Below are 25,885 nucleotides of genomic sequence, written 5' to 3' on the forward strand. Positions count from 1 at the left end.
GACTCAGGCCGGGCCGACTCAGGCCGGGCCGACTCAGGCCGGGCCGACTCAGGCCGGGCCGACTCAGGCCGGGCCGACTCAGGCCGGGCCGAGCAGGCTCACATAATCCGACGCGCGCAGCGGCTCGCCGGTGAGGATTCCGTCGGCGCGCGGAACATCGAGGCGCCGGCCCGCGCGCGTGAACGACACGGCGCTGACGTCGGCACGGGCGGTGAGAGTGCAGACCACCTGGCCGTACGCCAGGATCTCGTTGCTGCGGCCACTACCCTCGTCGATCTCCGCGGCCTCGACAGCGATCCGGGAGCCCGGTGCGGCGCTCGCCGTGACGACCAGTCCAGCCAGAGCCGTGGAGAGACCGCTTTCGCTCTCAGTTCCGGTAGGCCCGGCAACAAGCTCGTCCAACTGCTCCTGCACGCTCGGGTAGGCACGCGCACGGCGCACGATCTGCACCAGCCGGTCACCGCGGACGAGGCACAGAACGTGCGCGACCTCACCCGGCGGACTCGACGCCGTGGCCTCGCTGTCGGACGAGGCGGTCAGCGGACGCCGGGGCAGGTCGACGGGGTGCGGATCGTCCTGCGCCGGCACACCGCAGGCGGTGAGCAGGACAGTTGTCAGCACCGCCATCAGCAGTGGCACACGTCTCATGGCAGACACTCCGGCAGATCGATGCGGAAACGGGCGCCACCGCCCGGACGGTCGTTCACAGTCACCGAACCGCCGTGCGCGACAGCGTGTTCAGCGACGATGGCCAGGCCCAGGCCGGTTCCGTCGCCGGCGCCCCGGTCGTTCGCCGCCGGGCCGCGCACGAAGCGGTCGAAGATCGACGTGCGGATCTCAGCCGGCACGCCGGATCCGGCGTCGTCGACCTCGAGGAAGCAGCGTCCCGCCCGGACAGCCACCGGCCCTCCGCCGTAGCGGACGGCGTTCTCCACCAGGTTGCTGAGCGCCTGCTCGACCCTCCTCGCATCGACCTTCCAGACCGGCGGCACGTCGTCGGGCAGGGTTTCGACCACACCGTCGGAGAGCCGGTGCGCCCGAGCAACGCGTGCCAGCAGTTCGGTGATGTCGGTGAGCTCCCGGTGCACCGGTTGATCGCTGCGCGCCAGTTCCAGCAGATCGCTGACCAATTCCTGGAAGCGTGCGATCTCATCGACGATGAGGGTGACGGCGGCGGCGGCCCGATCGTCCAGATCATCGCGGCGGCGGTCGACCACGCTGACGGCGGCCGCGAGGGTCTGCAACGGTGAGCGCAGCTCGTGGCTGACGTCGGCGGCGAACCGGCGATCACGCTGCAGCCGACGGGCCAGCTCGTCAGCCATGTGGTTGAACGACGTGGTCAGCTGGGCGAGGTCGGGCTCGGTGTCAGGGTCGAGACGAGTGTCCAGGTCACCGCCGGCAATGCCGCGAGCGGCCCCGGCGACCGCGGCGAGCGGGCGCAGCGCGTGCCTGGTGACGTACCAGCCGACGGCCGCCCCGCCCGCGGCCACCATGATCGCGACAGCCGCCAGCACGAGCGCCAGCACCTGCAGTGTGCGTTCCAGCTCGCGCAGCGTCACGATCTCGTAGAAGACCGCGTCTTCGGTCAAGGGCACAGCGGCCACCAGAGCCGGTACGCCGTCGCGCCGGATGCGTTGGGCGCCGGCCTGCCCACCGTTCGCCATCTCCTGCAGCGCGGCGGGCACGGCGGCGTGCGCGTCGGTGTCGGCGCTGCGGGCGTACCAACGCCCGGCCCGGCTCACCAGCACGTACCGGTCAGCGCCGATGTCAAGGGACCCGAGCACGTCAGCCACGTTGCGGTTGCCGCTGGCGAGACCGGCAGCGACGATGGAGGCGTCGAAGTAGGCGGCTCGGACCGCGGTGCGTTCCCGCTCACGGAACAGGGTGCTGCGAGTCTGCTCGTACGACACCAGGGTCACGCACGCCGACAACGCGAGGGCGCCGACCGCGAAGGCCGCACTGACCCGGGTGCGCAGGCCTGCCCGTCTCATGGCTGCAACTTGTAGCCGAGCCCGCGCACCGTCACGAGATGGCGCGGCTTGCCCGGAGTGTCCTCGATCTTGTGCCGAAGCCGGCCGACGTGAACGTCCACGAGACGCTCGTCGCCGATGTCGTAGCCCCACACCCGCTGCAGCAACTGTTCACGCGACAGCACCTGACCGGCATGGTCGGCCAACTCACAGAGCAACTGAAATTCCGTACGCGTCACCGGCACCTCGGCGCCGTGCAGGCGAACCTCTCCCGCCTCAGGACGCAGCTCGAGGTCGCCGAAGGTGAGGATTCTCAGCGCCGGCGCATCGGCGGTCCGGGACCGTCGGCGCAGCGCCCGCAGCCGCGCGGCGAGCTCCTTGACCGCGACCGGCTTGATCAGGTAGTCGTCGGCGCCGGCCTCGAGCGCGGCCACGATGTCGTGGGTGTCGTCGCGCGCGCTGATCACCACGATCGGCACGTCGTCGGTCCGGCGCAGCTGACGGATGCACTCGAAGCCGTCCATGCCGGGCAGCATCAAGTCGATCAGCACGGTGTCGGCGCCGACGCGACGCTGCTCGATCAGCCCTTCCTCGGCCGTGGCTACGGCGTGAGCCGCGTATCCCTCGTCCTCCAGAGCCAGAACCAGGGACAGCCGGATCCGGTCGTCGTCCTCGATCAACAACACTGCGGTCATCTCGGCATGATGCCCCGTCGAGGGCCGGCCGGCACCTTCGTCCGGCCGAACTGCGGTCTTGTCACGAAATCGTCATGTCGTGACATCCGGCTTCGCGACCGAGCCGCCGCCCCGCACGGCCGGTGGAGGCCTTCTCAAGGCGAAGGCATCCGCTTCGTCACTGAACCGTCATGTCGATGCGGAGGCGTCTACATATAGCGGCGCAAGGTTGGGGCACTTGCCGATGTGGTGAACAGGACAGAAGGAGACCACTGTGCTCACAGTTTCCGACAGCGCGGCCGACGCCATCCGCCGGATCGTCACCCGGCCCGGCGTGCCGGAAGGATCGGGTCTACGGATCGACAAGGCCCCTGACGATGGCATGCTTCGCCTGGCCGTATCACCGGCGCCCGAAGCCGGCGACATGGTGTACGAAGCCGGCGCCGACGCACTGCTGTTCGTCGCCGAGACCGTGGCGGAACAGGTGGACGACAAAACCTTCGACGTCCGCACCGATGGGACAGGCGACGTGCAGTTCGTCCTGGACCTGTCGACCCGGTAGGCGATTGCCGAGGTGCGGGCGATCCCGAACCACCGCGTGGAACGGATCGCCCGGCATCTCGACCGGGGCAGCTTGCGGGGAGCCCGAGCCCGGCGACGCCGGTACCCCTCGGCTCGGCGGAACCGTCACGAAAATGCCGAACCACTGCAGGACATGCGACAAGGAGATGAATAACGCTCAGGACCAAGGAAAGGGGACCTGATGCGTATCTCTCCGGCACTCCTGGTTGTCGTGGGTCTGACGATCGGCGCGACTGGCTTGACACTGGCGTCGGCATTGCTTGTCGTGGTCGGCGTGGCGATCATCATCGCCTCGGGAATGACTCGGATGTTCGCCGTCCGGGTTCAGGGTCGCGTCGATGGCGGCGGGTCCGGTATCCCGCCGTCTGTTGGACTTTCCGACATGCCACAACCTGGCCGGACGTTCCCTGAACATGGGCCGTCGTGAGACGCCGGCGCCACCCGGCGTCGCCTTCCTCGTGCGGGCCCCTTCGGTCCGTGTCATGAGTTCATGAACGTGCCGGGGCGCCGCCTTCGATCAGCGAGCGCCCGAGCCCCGCGGTGACTGTGCTGAACGGCGAGGACGGGCGTCGGACCGCTGGGCTATTTCACGGTTTCATGTCGGTCCGGCCATCGGCAGGTCACCGCGTTCCAGCGGCGCGACAATGGAAGATGCCGCTGGCCGGCAAGCGCATCGGGGTCGTGCGGCAGCGTCGTCGCGAGGAGGCAATCCGATACAGCACGCGCACGCATCGACGTTGACACGCTGCGGGGTTCTTGTCCTCGCGGCCGCCTGCCTTGCCGCTGCGCCGGCTTGCACAGCGAGGCAGGACACCCCTGCGCCGGCCGTCTCCTTCACACCCACCACTCGTCCCAGCGCTGCCGTCAAGACCATGGCGATGCGTCAGGTCGGCGACCCCGTCGTCATGACGGCGGTGGTGGTCGCGGTCATGACGGCGCGGGCGTTCGTGATCGCTGACGCGGATCTGCCGGACCAGGGCACGCTCGTGCTCGGTGTCGTGCCCCCCGGCCTCGAGCAGCGAGGCCTGGTAACGGTACGAGGGGTGGTCGACGAGTTCGACTTCGACCGTCTCTCGGCGCCGTACGGGCTCGAGCGACGTGAACGCTACACCGATTTCGAGAGCCGGAAGGTTGTCGTGGCACATAGCGTCCGCTCGTGGGCCTGAGCCGGCAGCACACGGAATCCACGCGGTGCGGCTACCCAGCGCCGAGGCCGTCCGTCATCACAGCCGAACGACGCCGATGGACGAGTCTGAACCCGCAACGTCATGTAGCGGAACGGACCGTTGACGTATTTGCCATCGCTTTGCGGGACATGTCGGCAAGCCGACCAGGACGGTGTCATTGGAACGTCAAATCACCGTCACCGGCTTGCTGACATCCGACGAGAAAACTGTTGAAGACGTGTTTCGCCGAGTGTACAGCAAAGCCGATCAAGAGATGCGCCACAAGGCGGAACGAAGGTCGCCGACAGATCTGAACGGCGACCGGTCGCCGCAGCGCAGCACGCCTGTCGTGCCACGCCGCACCAGATCTTGGCGCCCGTGTCCCACGGACTTTCGCAAGGAGGCGAAACAGTGGCAGATCACTCGAGTTGGCACCGACGCGGAACCCGGCACAAGACAGCTGTCGCAGCGGCGGCGTGCGTTCTTCTCGCACCGCTCGCGGCGTGTGGATCCGGCGACCCGGACGGCATTCCCACAGTCACGTTGTACAGCGCGCCGGAGCAGAACCTTCAGCAGGTGGTCGAAGACTGCACCGAACAGGCCGGCGGCCGCTATCGCATCGACTATCGCACGTTGCCCCGGCAGGCCGACGAACAGCGCGTGCAGATGGTGCGGCGGCTCGCCGCCGAGGACGAGAGCATGGACATTCTCGGACTCGACGTCACGTGGACGCAGGAGTTCGCCAGCGCGGACTGGATCGTGGAGTGGACCGGCGAGAATCGCGCCCGCGCCGAGCGGGGCACCCTGGAGGGACCGCTCGACAGCGCCCGCTTCGAGGACCGGCTGTACGCGGCGCCGAAGAACACCAACGTCCAACTGCTCTGGTACCGCACGGATCTGGTCGACGAGCCACCGCAGACCTGGGACGAGATGTTCCGGATGGCTCAGGAGCTCAAGGACGCCGGGCAGACTCACCAGATCCTGACCATGGGAGCGCAGTACGAAGGCCTCGTGGTGCTCTTCAACACGCTGGTCGAGAGCGCCGGCGGCTCCATCCTGGGCGAGGACGCCGAACAGGTCGCGCTCGGCGAGGACGGACTACAGGCGTTGCGCCTGCTCCGCACGCTCGCGAACTCGGGCCTGGTCAGCCCGTCCTTCAGCAACTCCGTCGAGGATCCGGTTCGCCTGGAGTTCCAGTCCGGCGGCGGAGCGTTCCAGCTGAACTGGCCGTACGTCTACCCGGCGATGCAGGAGGCGGCGCCCGGCCTCGCCCGCGACGTCAGGTGGGCGCGCTATCCCCGGGTCGAGGCGGACGTGCCCAGCCGGGTCACGATCGGCGGGCTCAACCTGGCGGTCAGCGCCTACAGCCGGCACCCGGACCTCGCGTTCGAGGCAGCGCTCTGCATCCGCAACCCCGAGCATCAGCTCTTCTCGGCGCTCAACGACGGTGTGCCACCCACCATCGAGGCGGTGTACGACGAGCCGGAGATGGCTGACGCGTACCCGATGAAGGACGTCATCCTCGCCGAGCTCCGGGACGCCGCCGTACGGCCGAGGACGCCCGCCTACCAGAACGTGTCGACGGTGGTCTCGGCGACCCTGTCGCCCCCGTCGGGCATCGACCCGCAGGAGGCGCTGAGGCTGCTCAGAGAACGGATCCAGGACGCTCTGGAGTCGAAGGGGGTGCTCCCGTGAGCATCGCGAGAACACCGGCCGGCAGCGCTACGGCGGCCGAGCAGGAGAGGTCGCGGCCGGATCAGCCCCGGCCGCGGGGACGCCGCCGCGCGAAGACTTCGAGTCAGGGAACGCGGGCGGAGCGAAGGCTCGGCTGGTTGTTGTGCGCCCCGGCGGTGATCGTCATGGTCGCTGTGGCCGGCTACCCCATCCTCTACTCGGCCTGGCTGTCCCTGCTGCGATACGACCTGAAGTTCCCGGAGCGGCGCGAGTTCGTCGGGCTCGGCAACTACGCGGTCGTGCTGAGCGACAACTACTGGTGGACCGCCTTCGGCGTCACCATGCTCATCACCGTCGTGTCGGTGGCGATCGAGCTGGTGCTCGGCATGGCGCTGGCCCTGGTGATGCATCGCACGCTGGTCGGGCGAGGCCTGGTGCGCACCTCGGCGCTGATTCCGTACGGCATAGTCACCGTGGTCGCGGCGTTCTCCTGGCGGTTCGCGTGGACGCCGGGCACCGGCTATCTGGCGGAGCTCGTGGCGCCGGACGGGGCGCCGCTGACCGAGCGGGCCGGCGCGCTCGCGATCATCATCCTGGCCGAGGTGTGGAAGACCACCCCGTTCATGGCGCTGTTGTTGCTGGCCGGGCTGGCGCTCGTCCCCGACGACCTGCTCAAGGCCGCATCGGTCGACGGCGCCGGCGCCTGGCAGCGGTTCGTCCGGGTGATGCTGCCCGTGATGAAACCGGCGATCCTGGTGGCGCTGCTGTTCCGGACCCTCGACGCCTTCCGTGTCTTCGACAACATCTACGTCCTCACCCAGGGCGCCAACCAGACGTCGTCGGTGTCGATGCTGACCTACAACAATCTGATCCGCGGGCTGAATCTCGGCATCGGCTCGACGATGTCCGTGCTGATCTTCCTCACGGTGGCGATCATCGCGTTCGTCTTCGTGCGGCTCTTCGGCACCGCCGCCCCCGGATCCGGCACAGAAGGGAGCCGGTGATGACAACGATCGACGCCGGCCCGCGGGCGAAATGGCGCTGGGGGCTGATCGACGCGCTGGTGGTGGTGTTCGCCCTCGTCCCCGTGCTCTGGATCATCTCCCTGTCGTTCAAGACGACCGCCACTCTCACCGACGGCAGCTTCATTCCACGGGAATGGACTTTCGACAATTACCGGACGATCTTTGCCACCGACCAATTTGTGCGCGCTCTCGTCAACTCGATAGGCATCGCGCTGATCGCCACCTTCGTCGCGGTGCTGCTCGGCATGCTCGCGGCGTACGCGATCTCCCGGCTCAGGTTCCCCGGCAAGCAGGCACTGGTCGGGGTGTCGCTGCTGATCGCGATGTTCCCGCAGGTGTCGCTCATCTCCCCGCTGTTCGACATCGAACGCCGGCTCGGGCTGTTCGACACGTGGCCCGGCCTGATCCTGCCGTACATCACGTTCGCCCTGCCGCTGGCCATCTACACGCTCTCGGCGTTCTTCAAGCAGATCCCGTGGGACCTCGAGAAGGCGGCCAAGATGGACGGCGCCACCCAGGGCCAGGCGTTCCGAAGGGTGATCGCGCCGCTGGCGGCGCCCGGGGTCTTCACCACCGCGATCCTGGTGTTCATCTTCTGCTGGAACGACTTCCTGTTCGCCATCTCGCTGACCTCGACCGAACAGGCGCGCACGGTCCCGGCTGCGCTGGCGTTCTTCACGGGCGAGTCGCAATTCGAGGATCCGACGGGCGCGATATCCGCGGCCGCCGTCGTGATCACCATTCCGATCATCCTGTTCGTGCTGTTTTTCCAGAGGCGCATCGTCTCCGGTCTGACGTCCGGCGCCGTGAAGGGTTAGGAGAGTCGCGATGGCCGAAATCGTGCTGGATCACGTCAGCAAGAGCTTCCCGGACGGCACCGTCGCCGTCGAGGACGTCGACCTGGAGATCGCCGACGGCGAGTTCATCATCCTGGTCGGCCCGTCGGGTTGCGGAAAGTCCACAACCCTCAACATGATCGCCGGGCTCGAGGACATCACGTCGGGCGAGCTGCGCATCGGCGGTCAACGCGTCAACGACAAGGCGCCCAAGGACCGGGACATCGCGATGGTGTTCCAGTCGTACGCCCTCTATCCGAACATGACCGTGGGCGAGAACATGGCGTTCCCCCTGCGGCTGGCCAAGCTCGACAAGTCGGTCATCAAGCAGAAGGTCGACGAAGCGGCCCGGGTGCTGGAGCTGACCGACCACTTGGACCGCAAGCCGGCGAATCTGTCCGGCGGCCAGCGCCAGCGCGTGGCAATGGGACGCGCCATCGTCCGCAATCCGAAGGCCTTCCTCATGGACGAGCCGCTGTCCAATCTGGACGCGAAATTGCGCGTTCAGATGCGTACCCAGGTCTCCCGGCTGCAGAAGCAACTCGGCACCACCATGGTGTACGTGACGCACGACCAGACCGAGGCGATGACGCTCGGCGACCGCGTCGTGGTCATGCGGGGCGGCGTGGTGCAGCAGGTCGGCGATCCGCAGGCGCTGTACGACTTCCCCGTCAACCTGTTCGTGGCCGGCTTCATCGGCTCACCCGCGATGAACTTCCTACCCGCGCAGGTCGAGGAGTCGATGCTGCGGACACCGCTGGGTGACCTGCCGCTGAACGACCGCCTCCGCCGCCTGGTGTCACACAGCGACACGCCACGGCAACTCGTCCTGGGCGCTCGTCCTGAGCACTTCGAGGATGCTGCTCTCGTCGACGACGCCGCCCGGGCGCGCGGTGCTCAATTCGAGGCGTCCGTCGACGTCGTCGAGTCGCTCGGCTCCGACAAGTACGTCTACCTGGCAGTCAGCGGAGACCGGGCCGTCTCGCGTGACCTGGAGGACTTGGCCGCCGACGCCGGCGCGAGCGACCTGGGTGCGACCGAGGGCCTGGTGACCCGGATGTCGGTGGAGTCACGTGCCCGCGAGGGCGCGTCCGCCCGCGTCTGGGTCGATCTCGACAAGGTTCACCTGTTCGACCCGGAGAGCGGTCGCACTCTGACCACGGACCGCCTTCCGTCGGCGCCGGTCCCCGAGGGAACCGGGCGCTGATCATGGATTTCTCCGGTGCGGCCGACCACCACACGTGGCCGGATCTGAAAGCAACCATCGAACGGGGCGGAGAACGCACGCTGGTGCGTTTGTCCGGAGAGATCGACCGTGACAACGTCGACCGCCTCGATGGCACTCTCCTCCAAGCAGAGACCGGCGATCCGCTTCTCATCGTGGTCGATCTGGCGGAAGTCGGCTTTCTCGGTGCGGCCGGCGCAAGCGTGCTCTTGGCACACCGGAACAAGCTGAGCCGGCGTGGCCGCGGCCTCGAGCTTTCGAATCCGCGGCCCCCGGTCGGGTCAGTCCTGCGGGTCTGCGGCCTCTGGGCGACGACTGGGCACCGGAGTCGGGCACCGGCGCCGTGGCCGGCCGGCGACGGCGGGCCCGGCAAGCACCTGCTGCTGATCGAGGACGACCCGGCCGTACAGCGCGTGCTCACCATCGCGTTGCGGGAGGAGGGGTTCCGCCTCGACGTCGCAGCGACCGCTCGGCAGGCCCTGGACCTGTTCGCGCAGCTACCGGTCGAGGTGGTGCTGCTCGACCTGATGCTGCCCGACCTCGACGGCCTGGAACTGTGCCGTCGTCTGCGGACGGTGAGCGACGTGCCGTTGATCATGGTGACCGCCCGGGCCGACAGCCACGACATGGTCGCCGGTCTCGAGAGCGGCGCCGACGACTACATCGTCAAACCGTTCGTGGCCAAGGTCCTGGCGGCACGCGTCCGCGCGCTGATGCGGCGGGCACAAGGTCCCCGCCCGGAGCGCGTCGTGACCGCCGGTCCGCTTGAGGTGCGTCCGGCCGAGGCCGTGGTGCTGTCCGGCGGCAAACCGGTCACGCTGACCAGGACCGAGTTCCGCCTCCTGGTCACGCTCGCGGAGCGCCTGGGCGAGGTGGTCAGCCGTGATGAGCTGCTGCGTGAGGTGTGGGGCTACGACTACCTGGGCGACGGGCGGCTGGTCGACGTGCACATCCGGCGACTGCGCGCCAAGGTCGAGCCGGACCCGTCACGCCCACGGCAGCTGATCACCGTACGGGGTCTGGGCTACCGCCTGCGACGATGAGAACTCCGATGGCGCTCAGTCTCCACGACCGGGTCGGCGCCACGTTCGCACTGGGTGCGCTCGCCGTCTCGGCCGTGCTGGCCGTCGTCAGCTCGGCGCTGGTGCGGCCGGTGATGGTGGAACAGCGCCGGGTATCCGCCGAGCGCCAAGCGGCGGTCAACGCCGAGGTGGCCGGTCGCGCGCTCGGCGAGGCGCCGGGCTCGATCGCCGAGACGTTGCGTAGCCTGGACCGCCCGCTGACGTCCTATTCCCTGGTCGCCACGGACGGGCGCTGGTACGCGAGCCAGGCCACCGCGGACGCCGGCGATCTGCCGGCGGATCTGCGAGCCGCCGCCTTGCGGAGCCGGACGGCCACGGCGAACGTCTCCCTGCCGCACGGCCGATCCCTGGTCGTCGTCCGCCCGCTCGCCGGCGGTTCCGGTTACGTCGAGGTCTTCGCGCTCGACGACATCGCCCAGACGATGCGCATGCTGGTGTTCATCATGATCGGTGCGGGGTCGGCCACGGCTTTGGCCGGAGCGGGGCTGGGCCGGTGGGCCGCCCGGGCGGCGCTACGACCGGTCACCGCGCTGACCCGTGCGGCAGGCGCGGTTGCGCAGGGAGACCTCACCGTGCGCATGTCGGCCCGCCACGACGCTGACCTGCGCCCTCTCACCGAGGCGTTCAACCGGACGGTCGCCGAGTTGCACCGGCGGGTGCAGCGCGACGGCCGGTTCGCCGCGGACGTCAGCCACGAGCTGCGGACGCCGCTGACCACCATCGTCAACGCGGTCGCCCTGCTCGGAGCCCACCGCGACGACCTCAAGCCCGCCGATCGCGAACTGCTCGACCTGCTCACCGACGAGGTCGACCGGTTCCGGCACGTCCTGACCGACCTGCTGGAGGTCGCCACAGCGGCTGAGACCCCCCTGGCGACCGGACCGGTGCCCGTCGCCGAGATCATGGCCGTTGCCGACCGGGTGACCGGACGGCGTGTCAGTGACGTCCCGCTCAAGGCCGGCGCGGTCATCGGCGACCGCTCTCGGCTGGAGCGGGTCATGACCAACCTGGCCGTCAACGCCGAACGGCACGGCGGCGGGCTGGTGCGCGTCGCCGCCGACCGCGATGCGGGCACCGTGCGCCTTCTCGTCGAGGACAGCGGTCCCGGGGTGCCGCCGGGCTGCCGCCGGGAAATCTTCGAACGGTTCAGCCGTCTGCACCCGCGGCGTACGGAGGGCACCGGCCTCGGTCTTGCTCTGGTGGCCGAGGAGGTGCGGCGGCACGGCGGACGGGTGTGGGTCGAGGACCGCGCCGCCGGCGGCGCCCGCTTCGTCGTCGAACTTCCCGCGGCCCCCTAATCCGCCGCGCCACCGGCGACCACCCGTTCCTCCGAGAAGTGACACGCGTCAGGATGCGGCCGCGACCGCGGGCGCAAGTCGGGGTCATCCGCGGCACAGACATCGGCGGCCTTCCAGCAGCGGGTGCGGAAGCGGCATCCGGACGGCGGATCGGCCGGGCTGGGGACGTCGCCGGTGAGCACGATGCGCTCCGGCCGGCGGCGGTCCGGCTCGGGGTCCGGAGCGGCGGAGAGCAGAGCCTGCGTGTACGGGTGCGCGGCATGCTCGTACACCTCGCCCTCCGATCCCGCCTCCACCACCCGCCCGAGATACATGACGGCCACCCGATCACAGATGTGCCGGACCACCGAGAGATCATGGGCGATGAAGATGTATGCGATCCCGAACTCGCGCTGCAGGTCCTCGAGAAGATTGACCACCTGGGCCTGCACCGAGACGTCGAGCGCGCTGACCGGCTCGTCGCAGACGATGACCTCGGGACGCAGCGCCAGCGCCCGGGCGATGGAGATGCGCTGACGCTGCCCCCCGGAGAACTGGTGCGGGTAGCGGTTGACGAAGTCCGGATCGAGGCCGACCACCTCCAGCAGTTCCCGCACCCGGGAGCGGATCTGCGACCTGGGGAGCACGTCGCGATGGATGCGGAACGGCTCGGCAACGAGGTCGCCGACGGTGCGCCGCGGGTCCAGCGACGAGTACGGGTCCTGAAAGACGATCTGCACGCGCCGCCGGAACCGCCGGCGGTCGGTGCGCGTCAGTCCACGCACCGGCGTCCCGTCGAACAAGACCTCCCCGGCGGTGGGCTCCTCCAGCATGACGAGCAGTCGTGCCAGGGTGGACTTTCCGCAGCCGGACTCTCCCACCACACCGAGCGTCTCGCCGCGCCGCAGTTCCAGGCTCACTCCGTCAACGGCGCGCACTTCGCCGTACCGCTTGCGGCGAACCACACCGCGGGTAAGCGGGTAATGCTTGACCAGGCCACGAGCGGCCATGATCACATCAGCTCCGGCCATCGAGCACCTCCTCGAAGAAATGACAGGCGCTACGCCGGCCGCTCTCCACCCGGTAAAGAGGCGGATCATCCACCCTGCAGACCGGGCGGCGATGGCGGCACCGCGGATGGAACGGGCAACCCGGCGGGATACGGGCGAGGTTGGGCGGCGCGCCTCCGATGGGTTCGAGGCGTCCCGCCCGGGCCGACACCCGCGGCACCGAAGCGAGCAGACCTTCGGTGTACGGGTGGGCGGGCGCCCGGAACAGCCGGCTCGCATCGGCGGTCTCGACGACCCGTCCGGCGTACATCACCGCGATCCGGTCGGCGACCTCCGCGACGACTCCCAGGTCGTGGGTGATCAGCACCAGGGCCATGCCGTTGTCGGCCTGCAGCTCCGCCAGAAGTTCCAGGATCTGGGCCTGCACGGTGACGTCCAGCGCGGTGGTCGGCTCGTCGGCGATGAGCAGCTCCGGCTCGAGCGCCAGCGCCATGGCGATCATGACGCGTTGGCGCATCCCGCCGGAGAACTCGTGCGGGTAGTCGCCCAGCCGGTCCGCAGCGGCCGGGATGCGGACACGGTCCAGCAGCTCGGCGGCCTGCCGTCGCGCCTCGGCACGTGAACACCCGCGGTGGATGCGCAGCATCTCGGCGATCTGCCAGCCGACGGTGAAGACCGGGTTGAGCGCGGTCAGCGCGTCCTGGAAGACCATCGCGATCCGGTCGCCACGCAGTCGCCGCCGCTGCTGCTCACCCACGGTGAGCAGGTCTTGCCCGGCGAACCGGATGGCTCCGCCGGTCACGTGCGCCGGAGGGGTGTCGAGAATGCCCATGATCGCCTGGGCGCTGACGCTCTTGCCCGAGCCCGACTCCCCCAGCACGGCGAACGTCTCGCCGGGCAGCACCGTGTAGGACACGCTGTTGACGGCACGGACGACACCGTCACGGGTACGGAACTCCACACTCAGGTCCTCCACCTCCAGCAACGGTTCGCCGGTCCGCGTGACGTCGATGACCATCGTCGTTCACCTCAGCTTGGGGTCGAGAGCGTCGCGCAGGGCGTCGCCCATGAGGATGAAGCTCAGCACTGTCAGACTCAGGAAGAGGCCCGGCCAGAGCAGCAGGTGCGGCGCCTGCCCGATCCGGTACTGCGCGTCCGAGATCATCAGCCCCCAGGAGATCGCCGGCAGCTGCAGACCGACGCCTAGGAACGACAGGGTGGCCTCGACCGAGATGACGATGCCGGCGTAGATGGTGGCGTAGACCAGCACCGGGGCGATCGCATTCGGCAGCACGTGGGTAGCCAGGATCCGCGGATTCGACGCTCCCAGCGCGCGGGCGGCGCTGATGTGGTCGGCGCCGAGCACGGTCAGGACCGACGAGCGCATCAGGCGGGTCATCGTGGGCCAGCCGAGTGCCACCAGCACCAGCCCGACCTGCAGAATGCCCCGGCTGCCGACCGTCGACAGCAGCACGATGGCGCCGAGCACGAACGGAAGGCCGAACACGACGTCGGTGAACCGGGAGATCACTGTGTCCGCCGGGCCCCGATAGTAGCCGGCCAGCGAGCCCAGGGTGACCGCCACCGCCACGGTGCCCAGGGTGACCAGGATGCCGATGGCGATCGAGGCCCGGGCGCCGTGGACGACGCGCGAGTAGTAGTCGCAACCCAGCACGTCGTATCCGAACGGGTGGGCCCACGACGCCGGCGCGAGCGACAGCGAGAGGTCACAGGCCCGCGGATCGGTCCGGGTGAACAAGCCGGGAAAGGCGGCCATGAGCACGAAGACCAGGACCACACACCCGGAGATCAGAAACACCGGGTCCCGCCGCAGCTCACGCCAGGCATCGGCCCAGAGACCACCGCGCCGTTCCGGCGGCCGGGGCTCATCGGCGGTCCACGCGTCCGTGCCGGCCGTAGCCGGTATCCGGGCAGTGGAGTCCTCAGTCATAGCGGATCCTCGGATCGAGCACGCCGTAGAGCAGGTCCACGACGAGATTGGCCAGGACGAACACCAGCACCAGGGCGGTCACGATGCCGACCACCACGGGTCCCTCCTGGGCGCGTACGGACAGGAACACCTGCTGGCCCACGCCGGGAAGGTTGAAGATGCCCTCGGTGACGATGGCGCCGCCCATGAGGGCGCCGAGGTCGACGCCGAGAAAGGTGACCACCGGGATGAGCGAGTTGCGTAACGCGTGGATGCCGACTACCCGTGTGCGCGCCGCACCCTTGGCGGTCGCGGTGCGCACGTAGTCGGCCCGTAGGTTCTCCACCAGCGAGGTGCGGGTCAGACGGGCGACGTACGCGAGCGAGAGCGCGCCGAGCACGAAGCCGGGCAGCAGATAGCTACGGGCGCCGTCGGTCAGTCCGGCGATCGGGAACCAGCCCAGTCGCACCCCGAGGACGAGCTGCAGGGTGAAGCCGAGCACGAAGGTCGGGATGCTGACGATCGCCGTGGTGGTGACCAGCACGAGGCTGTCCAGGAAGGATTTGCGCCGCAGGGCCGCCAGCACGCCGGCGGCGATCCCGAGCACGATCTCGAAGGCCAAGGCGACCAGGGCCAGTTTGATCGTCACCGGGAACCGCTCGAGCATGATCTCCGAGACCGCCCGCCCGTTGAAGTCCTGGCCGAAGTCTCCCTGCAACAGACCCCACAGGTACTTGCCGTACTGCACCAGCAACGGATCGTCCAGGTTGTAGCGGTCCCGCAGCGCGAGGTACGTGCCCTCGGCCATCGGGCGATCCCCGGCGAGCGCCCGGATCGGGTCGCCGGGGATCGCGAACACCATCGCGAAGACGATGAACGTGGTGCCGATGAGGACCGGGATCGCCTGCAGCAGGCGCCTGAGCGTGTAGCGGACCATCACACAGCCCTACTGGTCGACGGTGACCTGAGCGAGCCGGATGCGGGCGAAGGCGTCGATGGCGACGTCGCCCACCCGGGCCGAATGCGCTCCCTGCACCTTGCCGAACCACATCGGGATGTTCGGCATGTCGGCCAGAATCAGATCCTCCGCTCGTTGGTAGAGCTGGATGCCGGCGTCGACCGACTCGGCGGCGTTGCCCTGCTCGATGAGACGGTCGACCTGCTGGTTGGAATATCCGAAGTTGTTGCTCGACCCGGTGGTGGAGTAGATCGGCTGCAGGTAGTTCTGCGGGCTCGGGTAGTCCATCACCCAGCCGAGACGGAAGGGCCCGGTGACGTCTTCGGCGTCCAGCAGGCTGAGGTACTCGGCGAACTCCAGCGACCGGAACGTGATCGAGGTGATGCCGAGGTTGGAGCGCAGTTGATTGGAGACCGCCTCCATCCACTTCTCGTGCCCCGAGCCGCTGTTGAACCACAGGGTCAAGGCGCCGTCCCATCCGCCGGCCTGCTGCAGCAGTGCCTTCGCCGCGGCCGGGTCGTAGCGGCACGCGGTGCCGCAGGGGTCAGGACGCGCCCCGGCGACCACCGGGGAGACCAGCGACCGGGCCGGGGTGTACGCGCCGGAGAAGATCGCGTCGATGATGGCCTGCCGATCGATGGCCATCGACAGCGCCCGGCGCAGCCGTGCGTCCGAGAAGCGGTCGTCGTAGAGGGGGAATCCGAGGTAGGTGAAAGACGAGCTGGGCCGCTCGATGTAGCGGTCACCGAACTGGCTGCGCGCACCGGCCAGTCGCTCCGGGGGCAGAGCGTCCATGATGTCGACGTTGCCGCCGAGCAGGTCGTTGTACGCGGTGTTGACGTTGCTGTAGATCCGGAACGTGATCGCGTCGGCCTTCGCCTCCTCGCCGGCGTAGCCGTCGTACTTCTGCACCCGGATCTGCTGGTTGTGCTGCCAGGCGCCGTCCATCCGGAAGGGCCCGTTGCCGACCGGGCGCTCCTCGAAGGCGTCCGGGTCCCCGGTGTAGGACCGCGGCAGCGGATAGAACGCCGTGTAGCCGAGAGTCACCGGGAACTGACTGAACGGCTGAACGAGGGTCACGCGCAGGGTCAGCGGGTCCACCACCTCGACGCCGCTCATCTCGGTGGCCTCCGGCCGCGTGCCCGCTGCGGCGCCCTCGGGCACCTGCAGGTCGTCGTAGCCCTGGATGTTCTCGAAGAAGTAGGCGTTTCCGTAGGCGTTCGGGCCGTAGGCCCCGGCGTTCCAGCCGCGGGCATAGGCCGCCGCGTCCACCGGTTCGCCGTTGTGGAACGTCCATCCCTGCTTGAGCCGGATGGTCCAGACGCGCTGGTCGCCGGACTCGATCGATTCGGCCGTGCCGGACCCGATCCGCACGTCGTTGCTGTTGACGTCGTAGTCCACCAGCGGTGTGAACAGTGCTCCCAGCACCTCGGCGCCGCAGGTCTCGTTGGTGTTCTGCGGCACGAGATGTTCCGGTTCGCAGACATAGACCGAGAACTCCCCACCAGTGCTCGCCGTCGCGTCGTCGTCTCCCCCGCCGCCGCATCCCGCCACGATCAGCGAGACGGCGGCGAGGCCGGTCAGGATCGGTGATGTCCGCATGTCGGCCTCCGTTCGTCGGCGCCGTCGCCGAGCCCGGGAGAGGCGGCGTTCGGCATGACCTCTCATCCAGTGGAGGCCGCAAGGGCAGCCGGGCGCAGCCGACGGCAACCGATCGGCGCCGTTCCGTACGTCGTTCGCAACGTTCGTCACGCATCCGTAAGGTTGCCCGGCTGCCGGTGGGCGGCCGCCGCACGTATGACGATTTGTTGACAACGCGCGTGATCACCGGCGCCGCCGTTTCTCGTCCTCACCGCCGGGTAGGCCATCTGGAGGTGTGCACGAAGTTCCGTCGTGGCCGGGTCGAGGAGGTGTGTGTTGCGAGTTCTGGCAGCGCGCTATCGCCTCGAACGTGCCGTCGGTCGCGGCGGGATGGCTACCGTGTGGCGAGCCCGTGACCTGGTGCTGCACCGGACCGTCGCGGTCAAGCTGCTGGCGCCCGAGCTGACCGGGGACGCCGATCTCACCCGGGCCGTCCTCGAGGAGGCGCGAGCCGCTGCGCGCCTGTCCCACCCGAGCCTGGCCGGGGTGTACGACTACGGCGAAACCACCGACGACGGCCACCGGCAACCCTTCGTCGTGCTGGAGTTCATCGACGGGATCACGCTGGCCGCGCGCATCGCCGCGGACGGACCGATGCACTGGACGGAGTCGCTCTCTGTCTGCGCTCAGGTCGCCGACGCCCTGGCCGCGGCGCACAGAGCCAACCTCGTGCATCGAGATGTCAAACCGGGCAACGTCATGCTGACCGCCGCGGGCGCCAAGGTGGTCGACTTCGGCGTCGCCACTCCCGCCGGGCGGCTGCCCGTCGACCCCTCCGGGCGCCTCTGGGGAACGCCCGCTTACCTGCCGCCCGAGCAACTGCACCGAGGGCATGCGTTTCCCGCAGGTGACGTGTACGCGCTGGGCCTGCTCATGCACGAGTGCCTGGCCGGTCGCCCGCCCTGGCAGTCGACCAGGGTCGACGAGCTGCTTGCCGAGCGGAGCCGTACGCCGGTGCCGAAGCTGCCGCGCCCGGCTGGGCTGCCGCCCGATGTCGAGGCCCTCTATCGCCGTTGCCTGTCGCCCGATCCGGCTGATCGTCCCTCCGCCGCCGAGGTTGCCCGCGTGATTCGGCAGGTCGGACCGGCCGGCGTCACACCGCGCGAGGCAGACGGAAGGACACTGCGTACGGCAGTCGCCTCCACCGGGGCCACGGCTCCCGTCGTGCCGCGACGGCGGCGTCGCCTCTCCCGGCAGGCGATCGCGCTGGCAGTCGCGCCCGCCGCCGTGCTGTCCGGCACGATAGGCGCGAACCTCGTCACGCCCCCCGGTGACGAGGCCGCGCGGGCCGGCGGGCCGGCGTCGGACGAGCAGGTCACCTCATGCGCCGCCGACTACCTGAGCAACCGGCGGGCCGACGGCTCGTTCACCGCTCAGCTGCAGATGTCCCATACGGGAGACACACCGCTGTCCGACTGGTCGGCGCGTTTCACCGTGCCCGCCGGTCACCGGGTCTCGGACATATCGGGTGCTACGTGGACGCAGAGCGCCGACCGGGTGACGATCATCGCGGACGACGTGCTGCGGCCTGGTTCGGCCGCCACGATTCTCGTCAAGGGCACCTTCGACCGTACGGAGGAGGGCACACCGAGCGGTTTCAGCCTCAACGGGGCCGAGTGCGGTCGCGCCGTCACCCAGGTCCGATCGTCATCCGGCACGTCGCCCACATCGGCCGGGGCAACGCGGACTCATCGGCTCGTCCCGGAACAACGTTCACCACGGACCGCCGAGACCCGGACGGCGCCCCGCACCGACGCGCCCACGACCTCATCCGCCTCGCCGGTTCCGTCGTCTCCGCCGGTCCCGTCGTCTCCCGCGGTTCCCTCATCTACCGCCGTTCCGTCGTCTCCCGCTGTCCCGTCATCTCCGGCCGTATCCACCTCGCCGAGTGCGAGCGGGACGCCGGCAGCGCCCTCCGGATCGGCCCCCACCGGTAATCCGACGCGGGAACCGACCGGAGCCCCTACTCTTTCGCCGCCCACGACCGGCCGTCCCGCCGCGAGCCCATCGTCCTCGACGGCGTCCAGATCACCACAAATCAGCAGCCGGCCACAGCCCGGCACCAGTGTCCGTCCGGGGACTCCCGACAGGCAGACATCGGCGGCCACGATCAACATGTGATCGCGGCCGCCGGTCGGACACATCGAAAGCCAACGCTCTGACACCGTCCAGATCAGCGACACCGTCCAGATCAGCGGACTCGCGATCTCGCATGTCCGCCGGTGCCGGGCGTCGCCGTGCGGCGACGCCCGGGTCAGCTGTCAGCGGAAGAACCCACGGCTCGGCGGGACATAGCCCGGCGCCCCGTACGGCGCATAGCCGTAGTACCCGTACAGTTCGTTGAAGTACTCGTCCTTGTCGACGAGGTCCGGGTCGTAGTGCGGGGCGCCGGCCACCTGCACCCGGGAACGGTCGATCCCGACCTCCTCGTCGGTCACGCGCTCTACGGCCTCCACCGGGATGAACAGCGGTGTGGCGCCGATGCCGAACAAGCCTCCGTGCTCGACCCGGACAAGCCGCACCTTCCGGTGCTCGGTATCGATCAGCAGATCATCCACCTTGCCCAATTCGTGGCCATCCCGGTCCAGAACCTTGCGTCCGCGAATGTCCTGGTCCCGATCGGCCAGCATCTGGCCGCTGTCGCCCAGTCGCATCATGGTGCCGGACTCGATGTTCATCGTGCGTCTCCTCCCCGGCTCGCCGAGCCGGTAGATTCATCGAGGTACAAGGGGTCCACGGCAAACGCTAGGCGGCCATTTCCGCGGGCTTCATACAGAACCTTGTCGGTTCGATGACGCGCTCTCCCTTGCCGATCCGGCGACCAGGCTCACTTTCGGGCCCGCGAATCACCGTCCTTTCGGCCCGCGAATCACCGTCGCCGCCCCCCGGTCATCGGCCTGACCGTCGCAGAACCGTCACAGACCCGCAGAGCACCCGCCACACCACCCGGGAAATCTGGGCGCTGGTGCCGCGGCCGGAGGTACGGCGCCCTCGTCCCCCGCGAGCGGCCCGCCGCCACGGTCGCGGCATCCAGCCCGCGCCTGGCATCGCTGAGGCCGGCGTTCTCCCTGGAGCCCTCGTCAGGTTTCATCGGAGTGCAGGGGTACCGATTGTTGATCGTCATAAAGCCGGTGAAAGATGATCAATCCGGCCGAGTTTCGAAGGACGGTGCAATGGGTTCCTGGATGCGTCGGCGCGACCACAACATCTACCTCAAGGCGTTCTCGCTGCTGTTCTGTGGCGCGCTCGCGGGAGTCATAGTGGCTGCGGCCGCCTTTCCGGCTGCGGCCATGTCGGGCCTGATGGTCAAGGCCACTGGCCGGGCCGTCGCGAGTCTGCCGAGCGAACTCCGGGATTTCAGATCGCCGCAGATCACGCGGGTCTACGCGTCCGACAACAGAACGCAGATCGCACAGTTCTACGACGAGTTCCGCAGCGACGTGCCTCTGCAGGACATCTCGAAACACATGCGCGACGCCATCGTGGCCGCTGAGGACCGGGAGTTCCACCACCACAACGGCGTCGACCTCAAGGGTGTCGTCCGCGCGTTCGTCAACAACAACAACGGCAAATCCAAGCAAGGCGCGTCGACGATCACGATGCAGTGGGTCCGGATGTCGCTGGCGTACTCGGCGACGAATCCGCAGCAGGTGGTCGACGCGACCGAGGACACGGCCAAGCGCAAGCTCGCCGAGATGAAGTACGCGCTGCAGGTGGAGAAGCAGCTGTCCAAGAACCAGATCCTGGAGCGCTACCTGAACATCGCGCCCTTCGGCAACCGAGCGTACGGCGTGTCCGCCGCCAGCCGGGTCTACTTCAACAAGAAGCCCAAGGACCTCACGATCGCAGAAGCCGCGTTGCTGGCCGGCATCGTCAAGGCGCCGTCGAGCTTCAACCCCGCCACACCGGACGGCCACCGGCAGATCCGGCAGCGCCGGAACAACTACGTCATCCCCGGCATGGTCGAGATGGGCGCCATCACCCCGGCCCAGGCCGCCAAGGCCAAGAAGGCAGCCGTGCCTCGGAAGGTGAAACGAATCGGCAATGGCTGTGTGTCGGTGGCCAAGAACAACTGGGGCCTCTTCTGCGACTACTTCTACCGCTGGTGGATGAGCCGGCAGGAGTTCGGGAAGAACACGTACGACCGTGAGCGCCGCCTGAAGAGCGGCGGCTACCGGATCACCACGACCCTGGACGTCGACGCCCAGCAGGACGCCCGGCGCCGAGTCGCCCAACTGATCTCAGAAAAGAACAAGAACGCCCTGCTGCTAGCCGCGGTCGAGCCCGGCAACGGCAAGGTGCGGCTGCTCGCCGCCAACCGGCGCTACAAACTGGACGACCCGGCCGATCCGCAGAACCGTCTCAGTTCAGACCCCAAGAAGGCCGCCAAAGGCATCCGGGGCTCGTACCCGAACACCACCAACCCGCTGCTGACCGGCGGCGGCGACATCACCGGCTACCAGGCCGGCTCGGTCATGAAAATCTTCACGATCGTGGCCACGCTGGAAGAGGGCTACCCGCTGGACTACACCATCAAGGCCAAGAAGCGGGCCAAGACGCGATACATCATCGATCGGGGCAACGACTCCGCCTGTCCCGGCACGCGCTTCTGGTGCCCCAGCAACGCCGGAGGCGGCGGCGAGGGCCGATACAACATGTGGACCGGCTTCGCCAAGTCGATCAACACCTACTTCGTCCCCCTGGTGGAGCGGGTCGGCGCGGAGAAGGCAGTGGCGGTCGCCAAGAGGTTCGGAGTCAAGTTCCGGGCGGCGAGCGACGCCAAGTACGCGTCACCGAAGCACGCACACCAATGGGGCGCCTTCACCCTCGGCGTGTCGGCCACCACGCCGCTCGACATGGCCAACGCGTACGCCACGCTGGCCGCGGACGGCATGCACTGCGAACCGACCCCGATCGAGCGGATCAGCACCCACGACGGCCGGAAGCTCGACGTCGGTAAGTCGTACTGCACCCGGGCGACCAGCAAGGACGTGGCGCGTGCGGCACTGGACGCAGCCCGCTGCCCGGTCGGCGATTCCGCCCAGCTCGGCCGCTGCCACGGCAGCACCGCCGCCGACACGAAGCGCGTCGTCAGGCACCCGGTGTTCGGCAAGACCGGTACGACGGACGACGACAAGACTGCCGCACTTATCGCGGGCACCACATCGCTGGTCGTGGCCGGCTACCTGGTCAACCCCGACTACCAGAACCACCGCGATCGGTTGCGCCACCACCAGGTCAACCCGGCGGTGTACCGGACGCTCGCCGACTACATGAAGGGCAAGCGCAAGGTCGAGTTCAAGAAGCCGGCAGACAAGACCCTGGCACACGGCGACCGCACCTCATCGCGCAGATGATTCCGCATGGCGCTCGCCGGCCGCTCCCGAGCCGCAGCACCGTGGCACCGACCGCGACGGGCAGTTCACGGCGCCGGCGACTGCGCACCTGCACGGCGACGGGGTATCCGGGGCGACGCCCTGCGCACGCCGTGACTTGAAGGATTCTTCAAGTGCTAAATTGCGAGCATCCGTATTTCGCAACGACGGGACTGTTGCCGTGGGTGTTCCGCTCCACCAGGTCAAGGCCGAGCTGTTCCGCACGCTCGGTCATCCCGTGCGTGTACGGGTGCTGGAACTCCTCCAGGACGGACCGCTGGCGGTTCGGGATCTGCTCGCCGAGATCGATGTCGAGGCGTCGAACCTGTCTCAGCAACTCGCCGTGCTGCGCCGGGCCGGCCTGGTCATCTCCAGCCGGGAAGGCGCCCTGGTCGTCTACGCGCTGAGCACTACCGACGTGGCCGATCTGCTGGCCGCGGGCCGGCGCATCCTCGCCTCCGTGCTCGACGACCGCGACGGTCTGCGCGAGCAACTGCGTGCCGAAGGCACCTTCCGATGAGCCCATGGGCTACACGTTTCGTCGAGCTGCTGCCACAGCGTTCCGACTGGGCTGCGGCCCGCCGCTCGCCGCGCCGGGACATCCTGGCCGGCGTGACCGTCGCGATCGTGGCGCTGCCGCTGGCGTTGGCGTTCGGTGTCGCCTCCGGCATGGGCGCCCAAGCCGGCTTGGTCACGGCCGTGGTCGCCGGTGCCCTGGCCGCCCTCTTCGGCGGGTCGAACCTGCAGGTCTCCGGGCCGACCGGGGCGATGACCGTCGTGTTGCTGCCGATCGTGGACCGCTTCGGCGGGCCCGGCGTGCTGATGGTCGGCGCCATGGCCGGCCTCCTGCTGATCGCTCTGGCCGTCGCCCGCCTCGGCCGGTACGTGCGATACCTGCCCACTCCCGTCGTCGAGGGCTTCACCGCCGGTATCGCCGTGGTGATCGCCCTGCAGCAGGTGCCGGCGGCCCTGGGTGTCGTCGGCGCCCAGGGCGACAAGGTGTGGGCCGTCGCCGGCGACGCGCTGCTCCGCTTCGTTCAGCACCCGAATCCTGCCCCCGCGTTGATGACCGCCACGGTCGCGGCGGTCATTCTTGTCGGTGCCCGGTGGCGCCCGGCACTGCCGTTCTCGCTGTTCACCGTCATCGCCTGCTCAGTCTTCGCCGAACTGGCGCCGTTCGATCTAGCCCGCATCGGTGCGCTGCCGTCCGGGTTCCCCGCCCCGTCGGTGAGCTTCTGGGACTGGCACGCCGTGCCGAGCCTGTTCACCGCCGCGCTGGCTGTCGCCGCGCTCGCCGCGCTGGAAAGTCTGCTCTCGGCCACGGTCGCGGACGGCATGACCGTCAACGAACGCCATCACCCCGACCGCGAACTGTTCGGCCAAGGCCTGGCCAACCTCGTCACTCCGGTCATGGGTGGAGTTCCCGCCACGGCGGCGATCGCCCGCACCGCCGTGAACGTCCGCGCCGGCGCCCGCTCAAAAGTGGCCGCTCTCACCCATGCCGTCGTCCTGGCCGGAGTCGTACTGGCCGCCGCCCCACTGGTCTCCCGGATTCCGCTCGCAGCGCTGGCCGGCGTCCTGATCGCCACCACCGTGCGGATGGTCGAGGCTGCCTCCCTCCTCGCGCTGCTACGCGCCACCCGCCGCGACGCCGTCGTGCTGGTCCTGACCTTCGCCGTCACGGTCGTGTTCGACCTTGTCGCCGCTGTAGCGGTCGGCCTCGGCGTGGCCGTCGTGCTCGCCCTCCGTGCGGTCGCCCAGTCCGTTCGGGTCGAACAGATCCCGCTCGAGACCGGCGACTTCACCGCAGAGGAACAGGCCCTGCTCGATCAGCACATCGTCGCGTACCGCATCGACGGACCGCTCTTCTTCGCCGCCGCCCACGACTTCCTGATCCAGCTGACCGAAGTCGCCGACATCCGCGTCGTCATCCTGCGCATGTCCCGCGTGTCCACCATCGACGCCACCGGAGCCCACATCCTCGGCGACGCCGTCACCCGGTTACGGCACCGGGGAATCACCGTCCTGCTGTCCGGAGTCGGCCCTGTCCACGAAAAGGTCATGACCACGGTCGCCGCGACCGCCCACCTGTACCGGACCGGACTCGTCTTTCCCGACACCCCTACCGCGATCGAGTTCGCGCGTCACTCGAGCCACCAGCCGGCCGCCGCACCGGTAGCGGCACACGAGAGCACCGACCTGGCACAGGAGCCAATCACACGAAGTCCGCAAGCGGGCTCCCTTTAGCTGCAGTAGTCCAGAGTTGGCCGCAGCACGGGAACCCGGCGTCGTTTACCCAGGGCGCATCGGGATCACCGGCGACTTTCCGGGCGCTGTCATCCACTCACTGTGCACGTCCCGGTTTGCGTGATCATGTTCGCCCGGCGCGCAGCGGCCGGCTCTCCGACTGCGTGAATCTCCTCAGCGCCGTCACAGCAGCAACGCCGGATCATGTCGTACGTGCGAGCTGTGTTGTTCCGGATGTACGGTCCCCCGGATGTGCTGACGCTGGTCGACCTGCCGACGCCGTTGCCACGCGGCGATCAGGTGCAGGTCCGGGTGCACGCCACCACGGTGACGTCCGCCGAGTGCGGGATGCGCCGGGGGGAGCCGCGCTGGGGACGGATCATCATTGGTCTGCGCCGCCCCCGCAAGAGCTTCCGGGTGCTCGGGTTGGAGTTCGCGGGCGAGGTCACGGCGGTCGGGCCGAAGGCGCGCCGGTTGCGGATCGGTGACCGGGTCTTCGGCTTCACCAGCTTCGGCGCCGGGGCGAACGCCGAGTACAAATGCTTGTCTGAGCGGGCATCCGTCACGACGATGCCCACCAACGTGACGTATACGCAAGCCGCAGCCACCGTCGACGGGTTCACCACCGCGTGGCATTTCCTGCGTGAGCTGGGCGGCATCCAACCCGGGCAAAAGATTCTGATCATCGGCGCATCGGGCAGTATCGGCACGTACGCCGTTCAACTCGCCAAACAGGTCGGCGCCACGGTACACGGCGTGTGCAGCGGCCGGAACGCCGAGCTCGTCGAGTCGCTCGGCGCGGACCGAGTGTTCGACTACACCGTCGAGGACTTCACTGCCGGCGGTGAGCGCTACGACGTGGTCTTCGACACTGTCGGTCGCAGCTCCTTCGCCCGCTGTCGGCCGGTGCTCGCACCGCGCGGTTGCTACCTGTCCACGGTCGGCCTGTGGAACAACGTGCTCGCCTTGCGCACGGCCCTTTCCAGCGGCCCGCGGGTCCGGACCGGGATGTCGGTACGCAAACATGCCGCCCTGGCCGCATTGCAAGAATTGCTCCGCCAGAACCGGCTCCAGATCGTCATCGACCGCAGCTATCCGATGGCCGAGATCATCGATGCCCACCGACACGTCGACCGCGGACACAAGGTCGGCAACGTCGTCATCACCGTTGTGCACGACTGATACTTCTACTTCGCCGCAACGCGGGCTGCCA

23 protein-coding genes and 1 pseudogene are annotated in these 25,885 nt (G+C 68.7%); 15 read left to right on the forward strand and 9 right to left on the reverse strand.

All coding sequences use genetic code 11. From position 1 onward, the window contains the following. Positions 1–78: 78 nt before the first annotated feature. From LXN57_RS40475 to LXN57_RS40485, 3 genes are read right to left on the reverse strand one after another with little or no spacing between them, the layout of a single operon-like run. Entirely contained in the window at positions 79–648 is a 570-nt protein-coding gene (locus LXN57_RS40475; protein ID WP_251803610.1) for a GerMN domain-containing protein, read from the reverse strand. Further along, on the reverse strand, positions 645–1,991 hold the full coding sequence (locus LXN57_RS40480; protein ID WP_251803611.1) for a sensor histidine kinase: 1,347 nt from the start codon (positions 1,989–1,991) through the stop codon (positions 645–647). Before LXN57_RS40480 ends, LXN57_RS40475 begins: the two co-directional genes overlap by 4 nt. Further along, complete coding sequence (locus LXN57_RS40485) at positions 1,988–2,665, reverse strand: response regulator transcription factor (RefSeq protein WP_251803612.1); 678 nt, start codon at positions 2,663–2,665, stop codon at positions 1,988–1,990. Before LXN57_RS40485 ends, LXN57_RS40480 begins: the two co-directional genes overlap by 4 nt. A 253-nt stretch (positions 2,666–2,918) precedes the next feature. Between LXN57_RS40485 and LXN57_RS40490 the strand changes: the two genes are divergently transcribed. The 10 genes and pseudogenes from LXN57_RS40490 (at position 2,919) to LXN57_RS40535 (ending at position 11,532) form a co-directional block, all read left to right on the forward strand. Next, the gene (locus LXN57_RS40490; RefSeq protein WP_251803613.1) at positions 2,919–3,206 is read left to right on the forward strand and encodes a hypothetical protein; all 288 of its coding nucleotides are present in this window, start codon (positions 2,919–2,921) and stop codon (positions 3,204–3,206) included. A 201-nt stretch (positions 3,207–3,407) separates the two neighbouring features. Further along, complete coding sequence (locus LXN57_RS40495) at positions 3,408–3,653, forward strand: hypothetical protein (RefSeq protein ID WP_251803614.1); 246 nt, start codon at positions 3,408–3,410, stop codon at positions 3,651–3,653. Between the two features lie 445 nt (positions 3,654–4,098). Next, positions 4,099–4,392, forward strand: a complete 294-nt coding sequence (locus LXN57_RS40500) for a hypothetical protein (protein WP_251803615.1) — start codon at positions 4,099–4,101, stop codon at positions 4,390–4,392. 576 nt (positions 4,393–4,968) lie between these two features. Then, the gene (locus LXN57_RS40505) at positions 4,969–6,087 is read left to right on the forward strand and encodes an ABC transporter substrate-binding protein (protein WP_251803616.1); all 1,119 of its coding nucleotides are present in this window, start codon (positions 4,969–4,971) and stop codon (positions 6,085–6,087) included. Further along, positions 6,084–7,070 (forward strand): carbohydrate ABC transporter permease, encoded by a 987-nt coding sequence (locus LXN57_RS40510; RefSeq protein WP_251803617.1) that lies wholly within the window; start codon positions 6,084–6,086, stop codon positions 7,068–7,070. The genes LXN57_RS40505 and LXN57_RS40510 overlap by 4 nt, the downstream gene beginning before the upstream one ends. Then, a complete protein-coding gene (locus tag LXN57_RS40515) occupies positions 7,070–7,909 on the forward strand; it encodes a carbohydrate ABC transporter permease (RefSeq protein ID WP_251803618.1) in 840 nt (279 codons plus the stop codon). Before LXN57_RS40510 ends, LXN57_RS40515 begins: the two co-directional genes overlap by 1 nt. A gap of 10 nt (positions 7,910–7,919) precedes the next feature. Further along, positions 7,920–9,134: an ABC transporter ATP-binding protein gene (locus LXN57_RS40520; protein WP_251803619.1), complete on the forward strand. Its 1,215-nt coding sequence runs from the start codon at positions 7,920–7,922 to the stop codon at positions 9,132–9,134. Between the two features lie 2 nt (positions 9,135–9,136). After that, a pseudogene (locus LXN57_RS40525) lies at positions 9,137–9,445 on the forward strand (STAS domain-containing protein); the annotation flags it as partial. A gap of 84 nt (positions 9,446–9,529) precedes the next feature. Then, positions 9,530–10,195 (forward strand): winged helix-turn-helix domain-containing protein, encoded by a 666-nt coding sequence (locus LXN57_RS40530; protein WP_251803661.1) that lies wholly within the window; start codon positions 9,530–9,532, stop codon positions 10,193–10,195. Between the two features lie 8 nt (positions 10,196–10,203). Next, positions 10,204–11,532: a HAMP domain-containing sensor histidine kinase gene (locus LXN57_RS40535; protein ID WP_251803620.1), complete on the forward strand. Its 1,329-nt coding sequence runs from the start codon at positions 10,204–10,206 to the stop codon at positions 11,530–11,532. On the opposite strand, the gene LXN57_RS40540 is transcribed toward LXN57_RS40535, so the two are convergent. Genes LXN57_RS40540 through LXN57_RS40560 form a run of 5 tightly spaced genes read right to left on the reverse strand, consistent with a single transcriptional unit; the run spans position 11,529 to position 17,011 of the window. Next, the gene (locus LXN57_RS40540) at positions 11,529–12,542 is read right to left on the reverse strand and encodes an ABC transporter ATP-binding protein (RefSeq protein WP_251803621.1); all 1,014 of its coding nucleotides are present in this window, start codon (positions 12,540–12,542) and stop codon (positions 11,529–11,531) included. The two genes, LXN57_RS40535 and LXN57_RS40540, sit on opposite strands and share 4 nt — an antisense overlap. After that, entirely contained in the window at positions 12,529–13,539 is a 1,011-nt protein-coding gene (locus tag LXN57_RS40545; RefSeq protein ID WP_251803622.1) for an ABC transporter ATP-binding protein, read from the reverse strand. Before LXN57_RS40545 ends, LXN57_RS40540 begins: the two co-directional genes overlap by 14 nt. 6 nt (positions 13,540–13,545) lie before the next feature. Beyond that, positions 13,546–14,472, reverse strand: a complete 927-nt coding sequence (locus tag LXN57_RS40550; protein ID WP_251803623.1) for an ABC transporter permease — start codon at positions 14,470–14,472, stop codon at positions 13,546–13,548. Continuing rightward, a complete protein-coding gene (locus tag LXN57_RS40555; protein WP_251803624.1) occupies positions 14,465–15,388 on the reverse strand; it encodes an ABC transporter permease in 924 nt (307 codons plus the stop codon). Before LXN57_RS40555 ends, LXN57_RS40550 begins: the two co-directional genes overlap by 8 nt. Before the next feature lie 9 nt (positions 15,389–15,397). Next, a complete protein-coding gene (locus LXN57_RS40560; protein WP_251803625.1) occupies positions 15,398–17,011 on the reverse strand; it encodes a peptide ABC transporter substrate-binding protein in 1,614 nt (537 codons plus the stop codon). Positions 17,012–17,323: 312 nt separating this feature from the next. On the opposite strand from LXN57_RS40560, the gene LXN57_RS40565 reads away from it, so the two are divergent. Next, positions 17,324–19,171, forward strand: coding sequence for a serine/threonine-protein kinase (locus LXN57_RS40565; RefSeq protein WP_285904727.1), 1,848 nt, complete (start codon positions 17,324–17,326; stop codon positions 19,169–19,171). 140 nt (positions 19,172–19,311) lie between these two features. On the opposite strand, the gene LXN57_RS40570 is transcribed toward LXN57_RS40565, so the two are convergent. Next, positions 19,312–19,728 (reverse strand): PRC-barrel domain-containing protein, encoded by a 417-nt coding sequence (locus LXN57_RS40570; protein ID WP_251803627.1) that lies wholly within the window; start codon positions 19,726–19,728, stop codon positions 19,312–19,314. Between the two features lie 495 nt (positions 19,729–20,223). Between LXN57_RS40570 and LXN57_RS40575 the strand changes: the two genes are divergently transcribed. From LXN57_RS40575 to LXN57_RS40590, 4 genes are all read left to right on the forward strand, one after another. Beyond that, a complete protein-coding gene (locus LXN57_RS40575) occupies positions 20,224–22,407 on the forward strand; it encodes a transglycosylase domain-containing protein (RefSeq protein WP_251803628.1) in 2,184 nt (727 codons plus the stop codon). 199 nt (positions 22,408–22,606) lie between these two features. After that, a complete protein-coding gene (locus LXN57_RS40580) occupies positions 22,607–22,945 on the forward strand; it encodes an ArsR/SmtB family transcription factor (protein WP_251803629.1) in 339 nt (112 codons plus the stop codon). Further along, a complete protein-coding gene (locus LXN57_RS40585) occupies positions 22,942–24,672 on the forward strand; it encodes a SulP family inorganic anion transporter (protein WP_251803630.1) in 1,731 nt (576 codons plus the stop codon). Before LXN57_RS40580 ends, LXN57_RS40585 begins: the two co-directional genes overlap by 4 nt. Before the next feature lie 213 nt (positions 24,673–24,885). Further along, on the forward strand, positions 24,886–25,854 hold the full coding sequence (locus tag LXN57_RS40590; protein ID WP_308206698.1) for an NAD(P)-dependent alcohol dehydrogenase: 969 nt from the start codon (positions 24,886–24,888) through the stop codon (positions 25,852–25,854). The last annotated feature ends 31 nt before the right edge of the window (positions 25,855–25,885 follow it).

Origin of the sequence: Paractinoplanes hotanensis, from assembly GCF_023717965.1 — a bacterium.
Lineage (GTDB): Bacteria > Actinomycetota > Actinomycetes > Mycobacteriales > Micromonosporaceae > Actinoplanes > Actinoplanes polyasparticus.

Bases quoted from the DNA above. Each gene is read 5' to 3' on its own strand.
- LXN57_RS40475 (WP_251803610.1), bottom strand. From the start codon at position 648: ATGAGACGTGTGCCACTGCTGATGGCGGTGCTGACAACTGTCCTGCTC.
- LXN57_RS40560 (WP_251803625.1), bottom strand. From the start codon at position 17,011: ATGCGGACATCACCGATCCTGACCGGCCTCGCCGCCGTCTCGCTGATC.
- LXN57_RS40515 (WP_251803618.1), top strand. From the start codon at position 7,070: ATGACAACGATCGACGCCGGCCCGCGGGCGAAATGGCGCTGGGGGCTG.
- LXN57_RS40575 (WP_251803628.1), top strand. From the start codon at position 20,224: ATGGGTTCCTGGATGCGTCGGCGCGACCACAACATCTACCTCAAGGCG.
- LXN57_RS40485 (WP_251803612.1), bottom strand. From the start codon at position 2,665: ATGACCGCAGTGTTGTTGATCGAGGACGACGACCGGATCCGGCTGTCC.
- LXN57_RS40495 (WP_251803614.1), top strand. From the start codon at position 3,408: ATGCGTATCTCTCCGGCACTCCTGGTTGTCGTGGGTCTGACGATCGGC.
- LXN57_RS40520 (WP_251803619.1), top strand. From the start codon at position 7,920: ATGGCCGAAATCGTGCTGGATCACGTCAGCAAGAGCTTCCCGGACGGC.
- LXN57_RS40535 (WP_251803620.1), top strand. From the start codon at position 10,204: ATGGCGCTCAGTCTCCACGACCGGGTCGGCGCCACGTTCGCACTGGGT.
- LXN57_RS40500 (WP_251803615.1), top strand. From the start codon at position 4,099: ATGGCGATGCGTCAGGTCGGCGACCCCGTCGTCATGACGGCGGTGGTG.
- LXN57_RS40555 (WP_251803624.1), bottom strand. From the start codon at position 15,388: ATGGTCCGCTACACGCTCAGGCGCCTGCTGCAGGCGATCCCGGTCCTC.
- LXN57_RS40545 (WP_251803622.1), bottom strand. From the start codon at position 13,539: ATGGTCATCGACGTCACGCGGACCGGCGAACCGTTGCTGGAGGTGGAG.
- LXN57_RS40480 (WP_251803611.1), bottom strand. From the start codon at position 1,991: ATGAGACGGGCAGGCCTGCGCACCCGGGTCAGTGCGGCCTTCGCGGTC.
- LXN57_RS40540 (WP_251803621.1), bottom strand. From the start codon at position 12,542: ATGGCCGGAGCTGATGTGATCATGGCCGCTCGTGGCCTGGTCAAGCAT.
- LXN57_RS40550 (WP_251803623.1), bottom strand. From the start codon at position 14,472: ATGACTGAGGACTCCACTGCCCGGATACCGGCTACGGCCGGCACGGAC.
- LXN57_RS40570 (WP_251803627.1), bottom strand. From the start codon at position 19,728: ATGAACATCGAGTCCGGCACCATGATGCGACTGGGCGACAGCGGCCAG.
- LXN57_RS40585 (WP_251803630.1), top strand. From the start codon at position 22,942: ATGAGCCCATGGGCTACACGTTTCGTCGAGCTGCTGCCACAGCGTTCC.